The organism is Silanimonas sp., from assembly GCF_027530345.1.
Classification (GTDB): domain Bacteria; phylum Pseudomonadota; class Gammaproteobacteria; order Xanthomonadales; family Xanthomonadaceae; genus Silanimonas.
The window spans coordinates 1-16,134 of the sequence record NZ_JAPZQK010000053.1 but is presented as its reverse complement, the minus strand read 5'-3'; the positions used below and the strand labels follow the sequence as shown (position 1 = coordinate 16,134).

12 protein-coding genes, 1 tRNA gene and 1 pseudogene are annotated in these 16,134 nt (G+C 65.3%); all 14 read right to left on the bottom strand.

All coding sequences use genetic code 11. The features are described from left to right. A partial coding sequence (locus O9255_RS14670; RefSeq protein WP_284449322.1) for a GTP-binding protein occupies window positions 1-141 on the bottom strand: 141 nt, incomplete at its 3' end. A 55-nt stretch (window positions 142-196) separates the two neighbouring features. Further along, on the bottom strand, window positions 197-2,287 hold the full coding sequence (gene fusA / locus O9255_RS14665) for an elongation factor G (RefSeq protein ID WP_297867609.1): 2,091 nt from the start codon (window positions 2,285-2,287) through the stop codon (window positions 197-199). A gap of 18 nt (window positions 2,288-2,305) precedes the next feature. Further along, window positions 2,306-2,773 carry a 30S ribosomal protein S7 gene (gene rpsG, locus O9255_RS14660; protein ID WP_297867608.1) on the bottom strand — a complete coding sequence of 156 codons (468 nt, stop codon included), beginning with the start codon at window positions 2,771-2,773 and terminating at the stop codon, window positions 2,306-2,308. A gap of 33 nt (window positions 2,774-2,806) precedes the next feature. Further along, a complete protein-coding gene (gene rpsL / locus O9255_RS14655; RefSeq protein ID WP_294064272.1) occupies window positions 2,807-3,181 on the bottom strand; it encodes a 30S ribosomal protein S12 in 375 nt (124 codons plus the stop codon). Between the two features lie 376 nt (window positions 3,182-3,557). Then, the gene (gene rpoC, locus O9255_RS14650) at window positions 3,558-7,763 is read right to left on the bottom strand and encodes a DNA-directed RNA polymerase subunit beta' (protein WP_297867607.1); all 4,206 of its coding nucleotides are present in this window, start codon (window positions 7,761-7,763) and stop codon (window positions 3,558-3,560) included. Between the two features lie 29 nt (window positions 7,764-7,792). Beyond that, window positions 7,793-11,980 carry a DNA-directed RNA polymerase subunit beta gene (gene rpoB, locus O9255_RS14645; RefSeq protein WP_297867606.1) on the bottom strand — a complete coding sequence of 1,396 codons (4,188 nt, stop codon included), beginning with the start codon at window positions 11,978-11,980 and terminating at the stop codon, window positions 7,793-7,795. 240 nt (window positions 11,981-12,220) lie between these two features. After that, window positions 12,221-12,592, bottom strand: a complete 372-nt coding sequence (gene rplL, locus O9255_RS14640) for a 50S ribosomal protein L7/L12 (RefSeq protein WP_297867605.1) — start codon at window positions 12,590-12,592, stop codon at window positions 12,221-12,223. Between the two features lie 48 nt (window positions 12,593-12,640). Then, window positions 12,641-13,138 carry a 50S ribosomal protein L10 gene (rplJ, locus tag O9255_RS14635; RefSeq protein WP_297867604.1) on the bottom strand — a complete coding sequence of 166 codons (498 nt, stop codon included), beginning with the start codon at window positions 13,136-13,138 and terminating at the stop codon, window positions 12,641-12,643. Window positions 13,139-13,464: 326 nt separating this feature from the next. After that, on the bottom strand, window positions 13,465-14,169 hold the full coding sequence (gene rplA, locus O9255_RS14630; RefSeq protein WP_297867603.1) for a 50S ribosomal protein L1: 705 nt from the start codon (window positions 14,167-14,169) through the stop codon (window positions 13,465-13,467). A 3-nt stretch (window positions 14,170-14,172) separates the two neighbouring features. Beyond that, complete coding sequence (rplK, locus tag O9255_RS14625) at window positions 14,173-14,601, bottom strand: 50S ribosomal protein L11 (protein WP_297867602.1); 429 nt, start codon at window positions 14,599-14,601, stop codon at window positions 14,173-14,175. Between the two features lie 226 nt (window positions 14,602-14,827). Continuing rightward, window positions 14,828-15,388 carry a transcription termination/antitermination protein NusG gene (gene nusG, locus O9255_RS14620; RefSeq protein WP_297867601.1) on the bottom strand — a complete coding sequence of 187 codons (561 nt, stop codon included), beginning with the start codon at window positions 15,386-15,388 and terminating at the stop codon, window positions 14,828-14,830. Continuing rightward, window positions 15,385-15,774, bottom strand: coding sequence for a preprotein translocase subunit SecE (gene secE, locus O9255_RS14615; protein WP_297867600.1), 390 nt, complete (start codon window positions 15,772-15,774; stop codon window positions 15,385-15,387). Before secE ends, nusG begins: the two co-directional genes overlap by 4 nt. Before the next feature lie 42 nt (window positions 15,775-15,816). Next, a tRNA-Trp gene (locus tag O9255_RS14610) sits at window positions 15,817-15,892 on the bottom strand. A gap of 101 nt (window positions 15,893-15,993) precedes the next feature. Continuing rightward, a pseudogene (locus O9255_RS14605) lies at window positions 15,994-16,134 on the bottom strand (elongation factor Tu); the annotation flags it as partial.

The following is a 16,134-nucleotide window of genomic DNA, read 5'->3' as shown; positions in this document are numbered from 1 at the left end:
GTAAGCCTTGAACTCACCACCGAAACGCTCTGCGCCAATCTTCGTCAGCGCCGCCGTCAGCGTCGTCTTGCCGTGGTCAACGTGACCGATCGTGCCCACGTTCACGTGAGGCTTGGTGCGCTCGAACTTGCCCTTTGCCATGACTGCTTACCTCTATGTCTGATTCTGTTGGATTCGGTTGGTCGGAGGGCCTGGATCAGGCCTTCTTGATGACCGCTTCAGCGATATTGTTCGGAGCTTCGGCGTAGTGGTCGAACTCCATCGTGTAGGTCGCGCGGCCCTGCGACATGGAGCGCAGGGTGGTCGCGTAACCGAACATCTCGCCAAGCGGAACCATCGCGTTGATGACCTTGCCGGACGGCGTGTCATCGCTGCCCTGCAGGATGCCGCGACGACGACTGACGTCGCCCATCACGTCGCCGAGGTAATCCTCCGGCGTCACCACTTCGACCTTCATGATCGGCTCGAGCAGGGCCGGGTTGGCCTTGCTGAAGCCCTCCTTGAAGGCCATCGAGCCGGCGACCTTGAACGCCATTTCGTTGGAGTCGACGTCGTGGAACGAACCGTCGACGGCCTTGACCTTGACGTCGACGACCGGGAAGCCGGCGAGCACGCCGTTCTTCATGGCCTCTTCGATGCCCTTGCCGGCCGCGGTGACGTATTCCTTCGGAACCGTACCGCCGACGATGGCGTTCTCGAACACGTAGCCGGCACCGCGCTCCTGCGGCTCCATCTCGATGACGATGTGGCCGTACTGGCCGCGACCGCCCGACTGGCGAACGAACTTGCCTTCCTGCTTGATCGCCTTGCGGATGGCCTCGCGGTAGGCGACCTGCGGCTTGCCGACGTTCGCTTCGACGTTGAACTCGCGCTTCATGCGGTCAACGAGGATCTCGAGGTGCAGCTCGCCCATGCCCGAGATGATCGTCTGGCCCGACTCTTCGTCCGTGCGGACGCGGAACGAGGGATCTTCCTGGGCCAGACGGCCAAGGGCGATACCCATCTTTTCCTGGTCCGACTTGGTCTTCGGCTCCACGGCCATCGAGATGACGGGCTCCGGGAAGATCATGCGCTCGAGCGTGATCACGTTGTCCATCGAGCAGAGGGTGTCACCCGTGGTGACGTCCTTGAGGCCGACGGCCGCGGCGATGTCGCCGGCAAGCACTTCCTTGATCTCTTCGCGCTGGTTGGCGTGCATCTGCAGGATGCGGCCGATGCGCTCCTTCTTCGACTTGACCGGGTTGTAGACCTGGTCGCCGCCGTTCAGGGTGCCCGAGTAGACGCGGAAGAACGTAAGCGAACCCACGAACGGGTCGGTCATGATCTTGAACGCGAGCGCCGAGAACGGCTCGCCGTCACCGGCGTTGCGGAAGGCTTCCTGCTCGTTCTCGTCGATGCCCTTGACCGGCGGACGATCCGACGGCGACGGCAGGTAGCGGATGACCGCGTCCAGCATCGCCTGCACGCCCTTGTTCTTGAACGCCGTACCACAGAAGGCCGGGATGATCTCGCCGCGCAGGGTGCGCTCGCGAATGCCCGAGATGACCTCTTCTTCCGAGAGCTCACCTTCCTCGAGGTACTTGTTCATCAGGTCTTCGGACGCCTCGGCGGCGGCCTCGACCATGAACGCACGGGCCGTGGCGCACTCGTCAGCCAGGTTCGCCGGGATGTCGGCGTAGCTGAAGGTGTTGCCGTTCGTCGCCATGTCCCACACGATGGCCTTCATCTTCAGCAGATCGACGACGCCCTCGAAGTTCTCTTCGGCGCCGATCGCGACCTGCATCGGCACCGGGTAGGCACCGAGCCGGGTCTTCAGCTGGTCGATGACCTTCATGAAGTTGGCGCCGGTGCGGTCCATCTTATTGACGAACGCAAGGCGCGGCACGTTGTACTTGTTGGCCTGGCGCCACACCGTCTCGGACTGCGGCTGCACGCCGCCGACGGCGCACAGCACGAACACCGCGCCATCGAGCACGCGCAGCGAACGCTCGACTTCGATGGTGAAGTCGACGTGGCCGGGGGTGTCGATGATGTTGAAGCGGTGCTGCTGGAACGACTTGTCCATGCCCGACCAGAAGCAGGTCGTGGCCGCGGACGTGATGGTGATGCCGCGCTCCTGCTCCTGCTCCATCCAGTCCATCGTCGCGGCACCATCGTGCACTTCGCCGATCTTGTGGTTGACGCCCGTGTAGAACAGGATGCGTTCGGTGGTCGTCGTCTTGCCGGCATCGATGTGGGCCATGATGCCGAAGTTGCGGTAACGGTCGATCGGTGTGGTACGTGCCACGTCAGTAACCCTTATGCCTTACCAGCGGTAATGCGAGAAGGCCTTGTTGGCCTCCGCCATGCGGTGCGTTTCTTCGCGCTTCTTGACGGCGCCACCGCGGTTTTCCGAAGCATCGAGCAGCTCGGCAGCGAGCTTGCGCGGCATCGAGTTCTCGCCGCGCTTGCGCGACGACTCGATCACCCAGCGCATCGCCAGCGCCATGCGACGGGTCGAACGGACTTCGACCGGCACCTGGTACGTGGCGCCGCCGACGCGACGGGACTTCACTTCGACCATCGGCGCGACGTTGCTGAGGGCCTTCTCGACCAGCTGCAGCGGCTCGGCGTTCTTCTGGCCGATGACATCCATCGCGCCATAGACGATCTGCTCGGCGATCGACTTCTTGCCGCTCTTCATCACCATGTTGATGAAGCGGGCGACGAGTTCGCTGCCGTGCTTGGGGTCCGCGATGATTTCGCGGACGGGGGTCTGACCTTTACGGGACATGAGGCTTGCCTACCTTGAAATGTGGAGAGCGCGTTACTTCTTCGGGCGCTTGGCGCCGTACTTCGAACGGCTCTGGCGGCGCTTGGCGACGCCCGAGGCGTCGAGCGAACCGCGCACGGTGTGGTAGCGCACGCCCGGCAGGTCCTTGACGCGACCGCCGCGGATCAGCACCACCGAGTGCTCCTGCAGGTTGTGGCCTTCGCCACCGATGTACGAGATGACCTCGAAGCCGTTGGTGAGGCGGACCTTCGCGACCTTGCGGAGCGCGGAGTTCGGCTTCTTCGGCGTGGTGGTGTACACGCGGGTGCACACGCCACGACGCTGCGGGCAGTTGGCGAGGGCCGGAGAGGCGCTCTTGTACGTATTGGGCTGGCGCGGCTTGCGGACCAGCTGGTTGATCGTTGCCATCAGTAGGGTCGCTGCTTAGGGTTGGATCCAGGCCGATCGGCCTAGGGCCGACGACGAAAAAAGACACCGGCAGACCGGGATCTCCGATCTGCCGACACGCAATCTTTGCCCGCGGCGGCCTCGTGAAGCCGATGCGGTCCCGATGGGCGCCAAGAGGCGCAGCCAGCGGACTTTCCTGCCCATCCTGGGCCGAACACGAGGCGCATCCTGCGACCTCATTTCGTGATCTGGGCGGACGAATCCGCCAATAAGCCGGCGACTATACAGGAGTCGGCGGCGGTTTGCCAAGGCAAGGCGCTCGCCCTGCCCCTCCATGCCCCGCCGTTCAGGCCGGAACAGGCCCCGGCGCCGCGTGCGCGGCGCCGGGCTGGGTGAATCACTCGTCCGAGCCGGCGTCGGCGCTGGCCTCGGCCGCCGGCGAGAACGCGCGAAGCGCCTCGAGGTCGGCATCGGTCAGCTCCGTCGAGGCGGTGCGGCGCTTCGCGTGGTAGGCGAGGCCGGTACCGGCCGGGATCAGGCGGCCGACGATGACGTTTTCCTTCAAGCCGCGCAGCGTGTCGCGGGTACCGCGAACGGCCGCCTCGGTGAGGACGCGGGTGGTCTCCTGAAACGAGGCCGCCGAGATGAAGCTCTCGGTGGCCAGCGAGGCCTTGGTGATGCCCAGCAGCACCGGCTCGACGCGGGCCGGCAGCTCGTTGCGCGCCGAGACGCGGACGTTCTCGTCGGCGACGCGGAAACGATCGACCTGCTCGCCCGCCATGAAGCGCGTGCCGCCGGCGTCGGTGATCTCGACCTTGCGCAGCATCTGGCGAAGGATCGTCTCGATGTGCTTGTCGTTGATCTTGACGCCCTGCAGGCGGTAGACGTCCTGGATTTCCTTCACCAGGTACGCAGCCAACTCCTCGACGCCCTTCAGGCGCAGGATGTCCTGCGGGTTCGGCTCGCCGGCGACGACCTCTTCACCCTTCTCGACGTGCTCGCCTTCGAACACGACGATCTGGCGGTACTTCGGGATGAGCTCTTCGTGCTCGTTGCCGTCGGCGTCCTTGATGATGAGGCGCTGCTTGCCCTTCGTGTCCTTGCCGAAGCTGACGATGCCCGAGCGCTCCGCGAGGACGGCCGGATCCTTCGGCTTGCGGGCCTCGAACAGGTCGGCGACGCGCGGCAGACCACCGGTGATGTCGCGGGTCTTCGACGCTTCCTGCGGGATCTTGGCGACGACGTCGCCAACGCCCACTTCGGCGCCGTTCTGCACCGTCACGACGGCGCGCGGCGGGAGCAGGTATTGGGCCGGGAGGTCGGTGCCCGGGATCTGCAGGTCCTTGCCCTTGGCGTCGACGATGCGAACCATCGGGCGCAGGTCCTTGCCGGCCTGGCCGCGACGCTTCGGATCGGTGATCTCGATCGCGGTGAGGCCGGTCAGGTCGTCGGTCTTCTCGATGGCGGTGACGCCTTCGACGAAGTCGATGAAGCGCACGAAGCCCTTCACTTCCGACACGATCGGGTGGTTATGCGGATCCCACGTGGCCACGACCTGGCCGGCCTTGATGGAATCGCCATCCTTGCCGTTGATGGTGGCGCCGTACGGGAGCTTGTGGCGCTCGCGCTCGCGGCCCATCGGGTCGAGCACGGACAGTTCGCCCGAACGCGACACCGCCACGAGGTGGCCGGCCGAATGGGCGACCGTCTTGAGGTGGGTGAACTTGATCGAACCGGTCGTCTTGACGGTGATGTTGTCGACGGCGGCGGCTCGCGACGCGGCACCACCGATGTGGAAGGTACGCATCGTCAGCTGCGTGCCCGGCTCACCGATCGACTGCGCGGCGATGACGCCGACCGCTTCGCCCTGATTGACCAGGTGGCCACGGGCGAGGTCGCGGCCGTAGCACATGGCGCAGATGCCGAAGCTGGCTTCGCAGTTGATCGAGGAGCGCACCTTGATGCTCTGCACGCCGGCGGCGTCGAGCTTGTCGACCCACTTTTCGTCCAACAGGGTATTGCGGGTGACGACCGGCTCCTCGTCGTTGCCCGGCAGGAACACGTCCTCGGCCACGACGCGGCCCAGCACGCGGTCGCGCAGGGCTTCGGTGACTTCGCTGCCTTCGACGATCGGGGTCAGCGTCAGGCCGGTGGTCGTACCGCAGTCGACTTCCGTCACCACCACGTCCTGCGCCACGTCGACAAGACGACGGGTCAGGTAGCCGGAGTTCGCCGTCTTCAGCGCGGTGTCCGCGAGGCCCTTACGGGCGCCGTGGGTCGAGATGAAGTACTGGAGGACGTTCAGGCCTTCGCGGAAGTTCGCGGTGATCGGCGTCTCGATGATCGAGCCGTCCGGCTTCGCCATCAGGCCGCGCATACCGGCCAACTGGCGGATCTGGGCCTGCGAACCACGCGCGCCCGAGTCGGCCATGATGTAGATCGAGTTCATCGACTTCTGGTCGACCATCTCGCCCTTGGCGTTCTTCACCTTGTCGGTGCCGATGGTGTCCATCATCGCCTTGGCGATCTGCTCGTTCGTACGCGACCAGATGTCCACGACCTTGTTGTAGCGCTCGCCCGAGGTGACCAGGCCCGACTGGTACTGGTTCTGGATCTCCAGCACCTCGGTCTCGGCCTTGGCGAGGATGTCCTTCTTCTCGTTCGGGATGGTCATGTCGTCGATGCCGACCGACACGCCCGCGCGGGTGGCGTTCGAGAAGCCGGTGTACATCAGCTTGTCGGCGAACACGACGGTGTGCTTCAGGCCGAGCTGGCGGTAGCAGCCGTTGATGAGGCGGCTGATGGCCTTCTTGTTGAGCTCGGTGTTGACCATCGTGAAGGACAGGCCTTCCGGCAGGATCTCGGCCAGCAGCGCGCGGCCGACGGTCGTGTCGTACACGGTCGACTTGCGGCTGGTCTCGCCCGACTCCGACTTCACGGTCTCGGCGACACGCACCTTGACCTTGGCGTGCAGCTCGACGGTGCGGTTGTCGTAGGCGCGGCGGACTTCCGCCACGTTGGCGAACACCATGCCCTCGCCCTTCTTGTTCTCGAGGGCGCGGGTCATGTAGTACAGGCCGAGCACGACGTCCTGCGTCGGGACGATGATCGGCTCGCCGTTCGCCGGCGACAGGATGTTGTTGGTCGACATCATCAGCGCGCGCGCTTCCAGCTGGGCTTCCAGCGAGAGAGGCACGTGGACGGCCATCTGGTCACCGTCGAAGTCGGCGTTGAAGGCCGTACAGACGAGCGGATGCAGCTGGATCGCCTTGCCTTCGATCAGCACCGGCTCGAAGGCCTGGATGCCGAGGCGGTGCAGGGTCGGGGCGCGGTTCAGCAGGACCGGATGCTCGCGGATGACTTCCTCGAGGATGTCCCACACCACGGCCTCTTCGCGCTCGACGAGCTTCTTGGCGGCCTTGATGGTGGTGGCGAGGCCACGGCGCTGCAGCTTCGAGAAGATGAAGGGCTTGAACAGCTCGAGCGCCATCTTCTTCGGCAGGCCGCACTCGTGCAGGCGCAGCGTCGGGCCGACCACGATGACCGAACGGCCCGAGTAGTCGACGCGCTTGCCGAGCAGGTTCTGGCGGAAGCGACCCTGCTTGCCCTTGATCATGTCGGCGAGCGACTTGAGCGGGCGCTTGTTGGTGCCGGTGATGGCGCGGCCGCGACGGCCGTTGTCCATCAGCGCATCGACCGACTCCTGCAGCATGCGCTTCTCATTGCGCACGATGATGTCCGGCGCATTCAGCTCAAGAAGGCGCTTGAGGCGGTTGTTGCGGTTGATGACGCGGCGATACAGGTCGTTGAGATCCGACGTCGCGAAACGGCCGCCGTCCAGCGGGACCAGCGGACGCAGGTCCGGCGGGAGCACCGGCAGCACGGTCATGACCATCCACTCCGGGCGGTTGCCGGAGTCGAGGAAGGCCTCGACGAGCTTGATGCGCTTGGTGAGGCGCTTCAGCTTGGTCTCGGAGTTGGTGCTGGCGATTTCTTCCTTCAGGCGGAGCAGCTCGGCCTGCAGGTCGATGGTGCGCAGCAGCTCGTGGATGGCCTCGGCGCCCATGTAGGCCTCGAAGTCATCGCCGTGCTCCTGGCGCGCCTGCATCAGCTGCTCTTCGTTCATCAGCGAGCCGCGCTCGAGCGGAGTCAAGCCCGGCTCGGTCACGACGAAGGCTTCGAAGTACAGGATGCGTTCGATGTCGCGCAGCGTCATGTCCAGCATGAGGCCGATGCGCGAGGGCAGCGACTTCAGGAACCAGATGTGGGCGACCGGCGAGGCGAGCTCGATGTGGCCCATGCGCTCGCGGCGGACCTTGGCCAGCGTCACTTCCGTGCCGCACTTCTCGCAGACCACGCCGCGGTGCTTCATGCGCTTGTACTTGCCGCACAGGCACTCGTAGTCCTTGATCGGACCGAAGATGGCGGCGCAGAACAGGCCGTCACGCTCCGGCTTGAACGTACGGTAGTTGATGGTCTCCGGCTTCTTCACTTCGCCGTAGGACCACGAGCGGATCAGGTCCGGGGACGCCAGGCCGATCTTGATCGAGTCGAAATCAAGGGTCGGGCGCTGCTGGTTGAACAGGTTGAGTAGATCTTTCATGGCTTGATTCTCCAGTCAGTCGCGCGCGATCACTGCTCGTCCAGCTCGATATTGATACCGAGTGAACGGATTTCCTTCACCAGCACGTTGAACGACTCCGGCATGCCGGCGACCATCTCGTGGTCGCCGTCGACGACGTTCTTGTACATCTGGTTTCGGCCCTGCACGTCGTCGGACTTGACGGTCAGCATTTCCTGCAGCGTGTACGCCGCGCCATAGGCTTCGAGCGCCCACACTTCCATCTCGCCGAAGCGCTGGCCACCGAACTGCGCCTTGCCGCCCAGCGGCTGCTGGGTGACGAGCGAGTACGGGCCGGTCGAACGCGCATGCATCTTGTCGTCGACGAGGTGGTTGAGCTTCAGCATGTGCATGTAGCCGACCGTGACCTTGCGGTCGAAGGACTCGCCGGTGCGGCCGTCGAACAGCGTGACCTGGGTCTTGCTGTCGCTCATGTTGAGCAGCTGGGTGTGCGCGTCGTCGCTCGGGTAGGCGAGCTCGAGCATGTGCTTGATCTCGGCCTCGGCCGCGCCGTCGAACACCGGGGTGGCCATCGGCACGCCGTCGGTGAGGTTCTTGGCGAGGTTGAGGAGCTCCGAGTCGTTGAACTGCTTCAGGTCGACGCGGGTGCTGCCCGAGATCTTCTTGTCGTGGTTGTAGATCTTGTCGAGGAACTCGCGAAGGTCGGCGACCTTGGCCTGCGCCTCGAGCATCTTCTGGATGCGCTCGCCGAGGCCCTTGGCGGCGAAGCCGAGGTGGGTCTCGAGGATCTGGCCGATGTTCATTCGGCTCGGCACGCCCAGCGGGTTCAGCACGATGTCGACGGTGCGGCCGTCGGCCATGTGCGGCATGTCCTCGACCGGGACGATCGTCGACACGACACCCTTGTTGCCGTGGCGGCCGGCCATCTTGTCGCCCGGCTGGATGCGGCGCTTCACGGCCAGGTAGACCTTGACCATCTTGAGCACGCCCGGGGCGAGATCGTCGCCCTGCGTGATCTTGCCGCGCTTGTCCTGGAAGCGCTTCTCGAACTCGGCCTTGTGGGCTTCGATCTGCTTCTGCGCGTTCTCGATCGCCTCGGCCGCATCGTCATCCTTCATGCGAAGGGTGAACCAGTCGTCCTTCTTCAGGCTGTCGAGGTACTCGGCGGTGACGTCGGCCTTCTTCAGGCCGTTCGGGCCGCCATTGGCCGTGCGGCCGATGAGCTGGCCACGCAGGCGGGCGAAGATCGCGCTCTCGAGGATGCGGAACTGGTCGTCGAAGTCCTTCTTGACGCGCTTGATCTCGGAATCCTCGATCTGCTTGGCGCGCTTGTCCTTCTCGATGCCGTCGCGGGTGAAGACCTGCACGTCGATGACCGTGCCGTCCATGCCCGGGGGCACGCGCAGCGAGCTGTCCTTCACGTCCGAGGCCTTCTCGCCGAAGATCGCGCGGAGCAGCTTCTCTTCCGGCGTCAGCTGGCTCTCGCCCTTCGGCGTGACCTTGCCCACCATGATGTCGCCGGCGCGCACTTCGGCACCGATGTACACCACGCCCGACTCGTCGAGGCGCGACAGCGCCTGCTCGGAGACGTTCGGGATGTCGGCGGTGATTTCCTCCGGGCCCAGCTTGGTGTCGCGGGCGACGCAGGTCAGCTCTTCGATGTGGATCGTCGTGTAGCGGTCCTGCTCGACGACGCGCTCCGAGAGGAGGATCGAGTCTTCGAAGTTGTAGCCGTTCCACGGCATGAACGCGACCAGCATGTTCTGGCCGAGCGCGAGCTCGCCGATGTCGGTCGACGGGCCGTCGGCGAGGACGTCGCCGCGGGCCACGCGATCACCCACGTTCACCAGCGGACGCTGGTTGATGCAGGTGTTCTGGTTCGAACGCTGGTACTTGATGAGCGTGTAGATGTCGACGCCGGCATCGTTGGCACCGACTTCGTCTTCGTTGGCGCGCACGACGATACGGCCGGCGTCGATCTGGTCGACGACGCCGCCACGGCGGGCGTTCACGGTGACGCCCGAGTCACGCGCCACGGCGCGCTCGATGCCGGTACCGACCAGCGGCTTCTGCGAACGCAGCGTCGGCACGGCCTGGCGCTGCATGTTCGCGCCCATCAGCGCGCGGTTGGCGTCGTCGTGCTCGAGGAAGGGCACGAGGGCGGCGGCGACGGACACCGACTGCATGGGCGAGACGTCCATGTAGTGGATTTCCGCCGGCGGCTTCAGCAGCGCTTCGCCCTGCTGGCGGCAGGTCACGAACTCGGCGGTGAAGGCGTTCTTCTCGTCCAACTCGGCGTTGGCCTGGGCGATGGTGTACTCGTTCTCTTCGATCGCCGACAGGAACTCGACGTCGTCGGTCACCTTGCCGTTGACGACCTTGCGGTACGGCGTCTCGAGGAAGCCGTAGCGGTTGGTGCGCGCGTAGACGGCGAGCGAGTTGATCAGGCCGATGTTCGGGCCTTCCGGCGTTTCGATGGTGCAGACGCGGCCGTAGTGGGTCGGGTGCACGTCGCGCACTTCGAAGCCGGCGCGTTCGCGGGTCAGGCCGCCCGGGCCGAGGGCCGAGACGCGACGCTTGTGCGTGACTTCCGAAAGCGGGTTGTTCTGGTCCATGAACTGCGACAGCTGCGAGGAGCCGAAGAACTCCTTGATCGCGGCGGCCACGGGCTTGGCGTTGATCAGCTCCTGCGGGGTCAGGCCCTCCGACTCGGCCAGCGACAGGCGCTCCTTGACGGCGCGTTCGACGCGGACGAGGCCGACGCGGAACACGTTCTCGGCCATTTCGCCGACCGAACGCACGCGACGGTTGCCCAGGTGGTCGATGTCATCGACGACGCCGCGGCCGTTGCGGATTTCGCACAGCGTACGGATGACGTCGAGGATGTCCGAGGTCTGGCCGTTCGTTGCGATCAGGCGCTTGGCCTCCTCGCCGTTCTGCGCCGAGAAGTACTTGCTGTCGAACAGCACGGACTCGCCCGTCACTTCCTTGCGGCCGACGCGGCGGTTGAACTTCATGCGGCCGACGCCCGAGAGGTCGTAGCGCTCGAAGGTGAAGAACAGGTTGTGGAACAGGTTCTGCGCGGCGTCCTTGGTGGGCGGCTCGCCCGGACGCATCATGCGGTAGATCTCGACCAGCGCTTCCAGCTGGGTGCGCGTGCTGTCGCTGCGCAGGGTGTTCGAGATGTACGGACCGCGGTCGAGGTCGTTGACCCACAGCGTGCCGAACGAGGCGACGCCGGCCTTGCGGAACTTGGCCAGCAGGGCGTCGTCGATCTCGTCGTTCGCGACCGAGAGCAGCTCGCCGGTCTTCGGATCGGCGACGTCGTGCGCGAGGATGCGGCCGACCAGGTAGTCGTCCGGCACTTCCAGCGTGCCGATCTTGGCCTGCTCGAGCTGGCGGACGTGGCGCGCGGTGATGCGCTTGCCGGCCTCGACGAGCACGTTGCCATTGGTAACGAGGTCGAAGTTCAGCGTCTCGCCTTTCAGGCGCTCGGCGACCAGCGACAGCTCGGCGCCTTCCTTCGGCAGCAGCGCGAAGGTGTTGATCTCGAAGAACTGCTGCAGCATTTCCTCGTTGCTGTAGCCCAGCGCGCGCAGCAGGACGGTCACCGGCAGCTTGCGGCGACGGTCGATGCGGGCGTAGACCATGTCCTTCGGGTCGAACTCGAAGTCGAGCCACGAACCACGGTAGGGGATGATGCGGGCGCTGTAGAGCAGCTTGCCCGAGCTGTGCGTCTTGCCGCGGTCGTGGTCGAAGAACACGCCCGGCGAACGGTGCAGCTGCGAGACGATGACGCGCTCGGTGCCGTTGACGATGAAGGTGCCGTTCTCGGTCATCAGGGGCATCTCGCCCATGTAGACCTCCTGCTCCTTCACGTACTTCACGGCCTTGGTCGACGACTCGCGGTCGTAGATCACCAGGCGGACGGTCACGCGCAGCGGCGCGCCGTAGGTGAGGCCACGGTTGTGGCACTCGCGGACGTCGAACGGCGGCTCGCCGAGACGGTAGCTGACGTACTCGAGGGCGGCATTGCCCGAGTAGCTCGAGATCGGGAAGACCGACTTGAGGGCGGCGTGCAGGCCCTGCTCGGCGCGCTTGCCGGCGGGGGCGCCCTCCTGCAGGAACTCACGGTAGGAATCCATCTGGATGGCAAGCAGGTAGGGCACGTCGAGGACGGCGCGGCGCTTGCCGAAATCCTTGCGGATGCGCTTCTTTTCGGTGAACGAGTACGTCATGGGGACCTTCAGGCTCTGTGAGCTGTGGGGGTCAAGTGGCCAGTGGGAAGCCGCTGGTATTGCCGGCACCAGCACGCCTTCTGCTGCTGCTTCTCACTGTCCACTCGGTGCATGGAGCGGTTGTCGCGGCGGATTCAGGCCGCCGAGGCGAACGAACGCCCTGAAACGGCCAAAGGCCGGGGGCTTTCGCCCCCAGCCTTGGTGGTGTCGCCGGCGATGACGCGGCGACCCAAGTGACGCTTACTTGAGCTCGACGGTGGCGCCGGCGGCCTCGAGGTCCTTCTTGAACTTCGCGGCGTCGTCCTTCGAGACGGCTTCCTTGACGTTCTGCGGGGCACCCTCGACGAGGTCCTTCGCTTCCTTCAGGCCCAGGCCGGTGATGGCGCGGACTGCCTTGATGACTTCGACCTTCTTCTCGCCGGCGGCCTTCAGGACGACGGTGAATTCGGTCTGCTCTTCGACGACGGCGGCAACGGCGGGGCCGGCAGCCATCACGACCGGGGCGGCGGCGGAGACGCCGAACTTCTCTTCCATCGCCTTGACGAGGTCCATGATTTCCATCAGGGACTTGGTGGCGATCGCTTCGATGATCTGATCGTTGGACAGGGACATGTTGTTTACCTCTGGAAAGTTGCTAATGCAGTCGGGGTCGCGGGGCGGTCAGGCCGTGGCTTCCTGCTTCTCGGCAATCGCCTTGAACGCGCGGGCCACACGGGTGGCCGGCTCGACGAGCGTGCTGAGGAACATGGACAGGGCCTGGTCGCGGGTCGGCAGCGAGGCGAGGACTTCGAGGTGCGCGGCCGGATAGGCCTTGCCACCGATCGAAACGACCTTCGCCTTCAGCTTGTCGTTGCCCTTGGCGAACTCCTTGATCAGGCGACCGGCAGAGCCGGGCTCCTCGGTCGAGAACGCGTAAAGCAGCGGGCCGGTGAGCTGGTCCTGGGTGCACTCGAACTCGGTGCCCGCGACAGCGCGCGAAGCCAACGTGTTCTTGACGACCTTCAGGTAGACACCGGTCTCGCGAGCCTTCTTGCGCATCGCCGTCATCTGGGAGACGGTGACGCCTGCGTACTCGGCAGCGACCAGGGAGTGGGCCGTGGCAGCAACCGCCGCGACTTCCGCGACGACTTCATGCTTCTGGGACAGATTGAGAGCCATTGCACTCCTCCTAACTTCAATCCACCTCCTGCTCCAGCAGGGGGTGGCACCTTGGGCGGCGGCTTCCGTGCACGCCGGGACGCGTGGGCGTCCGTGGTGGCCTCTCCAGAGAATCCTGAAGAAGGTGCACCATCTGCGCAGGACAGGCCTTTCGGCCGGATTAAGCGGGCCCGCTTGGGTCGACGGCGATTCCGTGCCTTTCGTGCATCCCTGCCCGACGTCGATCCGCGCTGACCGCACCTGCGGTCTTAGATGGCCCCCGCGGGATGCGGGCGCCTTCTAAATTGCGCCGCCGCGAACCCGAGGGCCGCGGCGGACTTGAACCATTACTTCGCGAGCGACAGGCTGGCCTGGTCGATCGCAACGCCGACGCCCATCGTCGAGCTCAGCGAGATCTTCTGCAGGTACTGGCCCTTGGCCGTCGCCGGCTTGGCCTTGACCAGGTCGGCGAGCAGCGCGTGCAGGTTCTGCGACAGCGCTTCGGCCGAGAAGCTGGCCTTGCCGATGGTGCAATGGATGATGCCGGCCTTGTCGGTGCGGTAACGGACCTGGCCCGACTTGGCGTTCTTCACGGCTTCAGCCGGATTGGCCGAGACCGTGCCGACCTTCGGGTTCGGCATCAGGCCACGCGGGCCGAGGACCTGGCCCAGCTTGCCGACGACGCGCATGGCGTCCGGCGTGGCGATGACGACGCCGTAGTTCAGGTCGCCAGCCAGCATCTTGTCGGCGAGGTCGTCCATGCCCACGGCTTCCGCGCCGGCGGCCAGGGCTTCGTCAGCCTTGGCGCCCGGGGGGCAGAACACGGCGACGCGAACGGTCTTGCCGGTGCCGGCGGGCAGCACGGTCGAGCCGCGCACCTGCTGGTCCGACTTCTTGGCATCGACGCCGAGACGCACGGCGACGTCCACCGACTCGACGAACTTCGTCTTGGTGTTCTTGGTGATGATGTCCAGCGCGTCGTTCAACGCGTAGGTCTTACCCGGGACGACGAGGGCCGACAGGGCCTTGTAACGCTTCGAAATCTTTGCCATGGCTTAACCCTCCACCACCAGACCCATGGAACGGGCCGAGCCCGCAATCGTGCGCACCGCGGCGTCGAGGGAAGCGGCCGTCAGGTCGGCTTCCTTCTGCTTCACGATGGCTTCCAGCTGGGCGCGGGTGACCTTGCCCACCTTCTCGGTGTTCGGACGCTTCGAACCCGAAGCGATGCCGACGGCCTTCTTCAGCAGCACCGAAGCCGGCGCGCTCTTGGTGATGAAGGTGAAGGTACGGTCCGAGTAGGCCGTGATGATGACCGGCGTCGGCAGACCCGGTTCGAGCTTGGAGGTCGCGGCGTTGAACGCCTTGCAGAACTCCATGATGTTCAGGCCGCGCTGACCCAGCGCAGGACCGACCGGCGGCGAGGGGTTGGCCTGACCGGCCTTCACCTGCAGCTTGATGTAACCAACAACCTTCTTTGCCATGACTGCTCTCCGGGTGCATGCGGCTGCGCAACGCAGCCTCCCCATCGTTTCCAGGGAATGACGTGCCCTGGCTTCACGCGACCCCGAAGGGAAGCCCGCAAGCTTACCCTAGGAGGACGGAACCTTCCTGAACGACGACACGGCGGGCATCCGGCCTTGCCGGAAACCCTACCGCGACGTGGGGCCGAAGCCCTGGCGAACCCGAGCCAAGGGCCCGGGGCTTGGCTCAGGCCTTTTCGACCTGGCCGAATTCGAGCTCGACCGGGGTCGAGCGGCCGAAGATCATCACCGCGACGCGCAGGCGGCTACGCTCGTAGTTGACCTCTTCGACGGTGCCGTTGAAGTCGTTGAACGGGCCATCCACGACGCGAACCATCTCGCCCGGCGCGAAAAGCACCTTGGGCTTCGGCTTGTCGACACCTTCCTGCACGCGGGCGAGGATGGCATCGGCTTCGCTGTCACGGATCGGCAGCGGGCGCTCGGCCGTGCCACCGATGAAGCCCATGACCTTCGGGGTTTCCTTGATCAGGTGCCAGCTCTCGTTGTCGATGCGGGGGATGCCCGCCTCGTCGGTGGTCTCGATCTGCACCAGCACGTAGCCGGGGAAGAACTTCCGCTCCGACTTGCGCTTCTGCCCGGCGCGCATCTCGACGACCTCTTCGGTCGGGACGAGCACCTGGCCGAACCGGTCCTGCATCTCGAAGCGCGCGATGCGCGTCTCGAGGGCCTTGGCGACCTGGTTCTCGAAGCCCGAATAGGCGTGGACCACATACCAGCGCTTGCTCATGCCACATCTCCCTGGCCGAGCAGCGCACGCACGCCCAGCGAAATCACCCAATCGAACCCTGCGAGGATCAGGCTGACGATAACCACCACGATGAGGATCACGATCGTGGTACGGATCGACTCATCGGTGCTGGGCCACACCACCTTGCGAAGCTCGAACAGCGATTCCTTGACGAATTCCTGCGCCTCGCGGCCCTTGGCCGTGAACGCGGCGACCGCACCCGCGGCCACGATCGCGAGGATCACGACCAGCACGCGGACCGGCGTCGGCCAGGACAGCAGGTACCAGCCGGCGATGCCGGCGGCGACAAGCAGGATCGCCGCCGCGTACTTGGCCAGATCCAGCGGGTTCACCGCGGAGCTCGTCGATTCGACCTTGGTGTTCATGCGCATCCCGGCCGCGCCCCGGGGGAACGACGACCTTGTTGGTGGCACGCCAGGAGGGACTCGAACCCCCAACCTGCGGTTTTGGAGACCGCTGCTCTGCCAATTGAGCTACTGGCGTACGTTGTTGAAACGATTGACCTCAAAACGGCAATGGCGGACCGTGGAGCGGCCCGCCATCCCGTGCGGATACAGCGCCGGGACGGCGCGGATCGCGCGAGTTTACTTGATGATCTTGGCCACGACGCCGGCGCCGACGGTGCGGCCGCCTTCGCGGATCGCGAAGCGCAGGCCTTCGTCCATCGCGACGGGGGCGATCAGCGTCACCACCATCTTGATGTTGTCGCCCGGCATCACCATCTC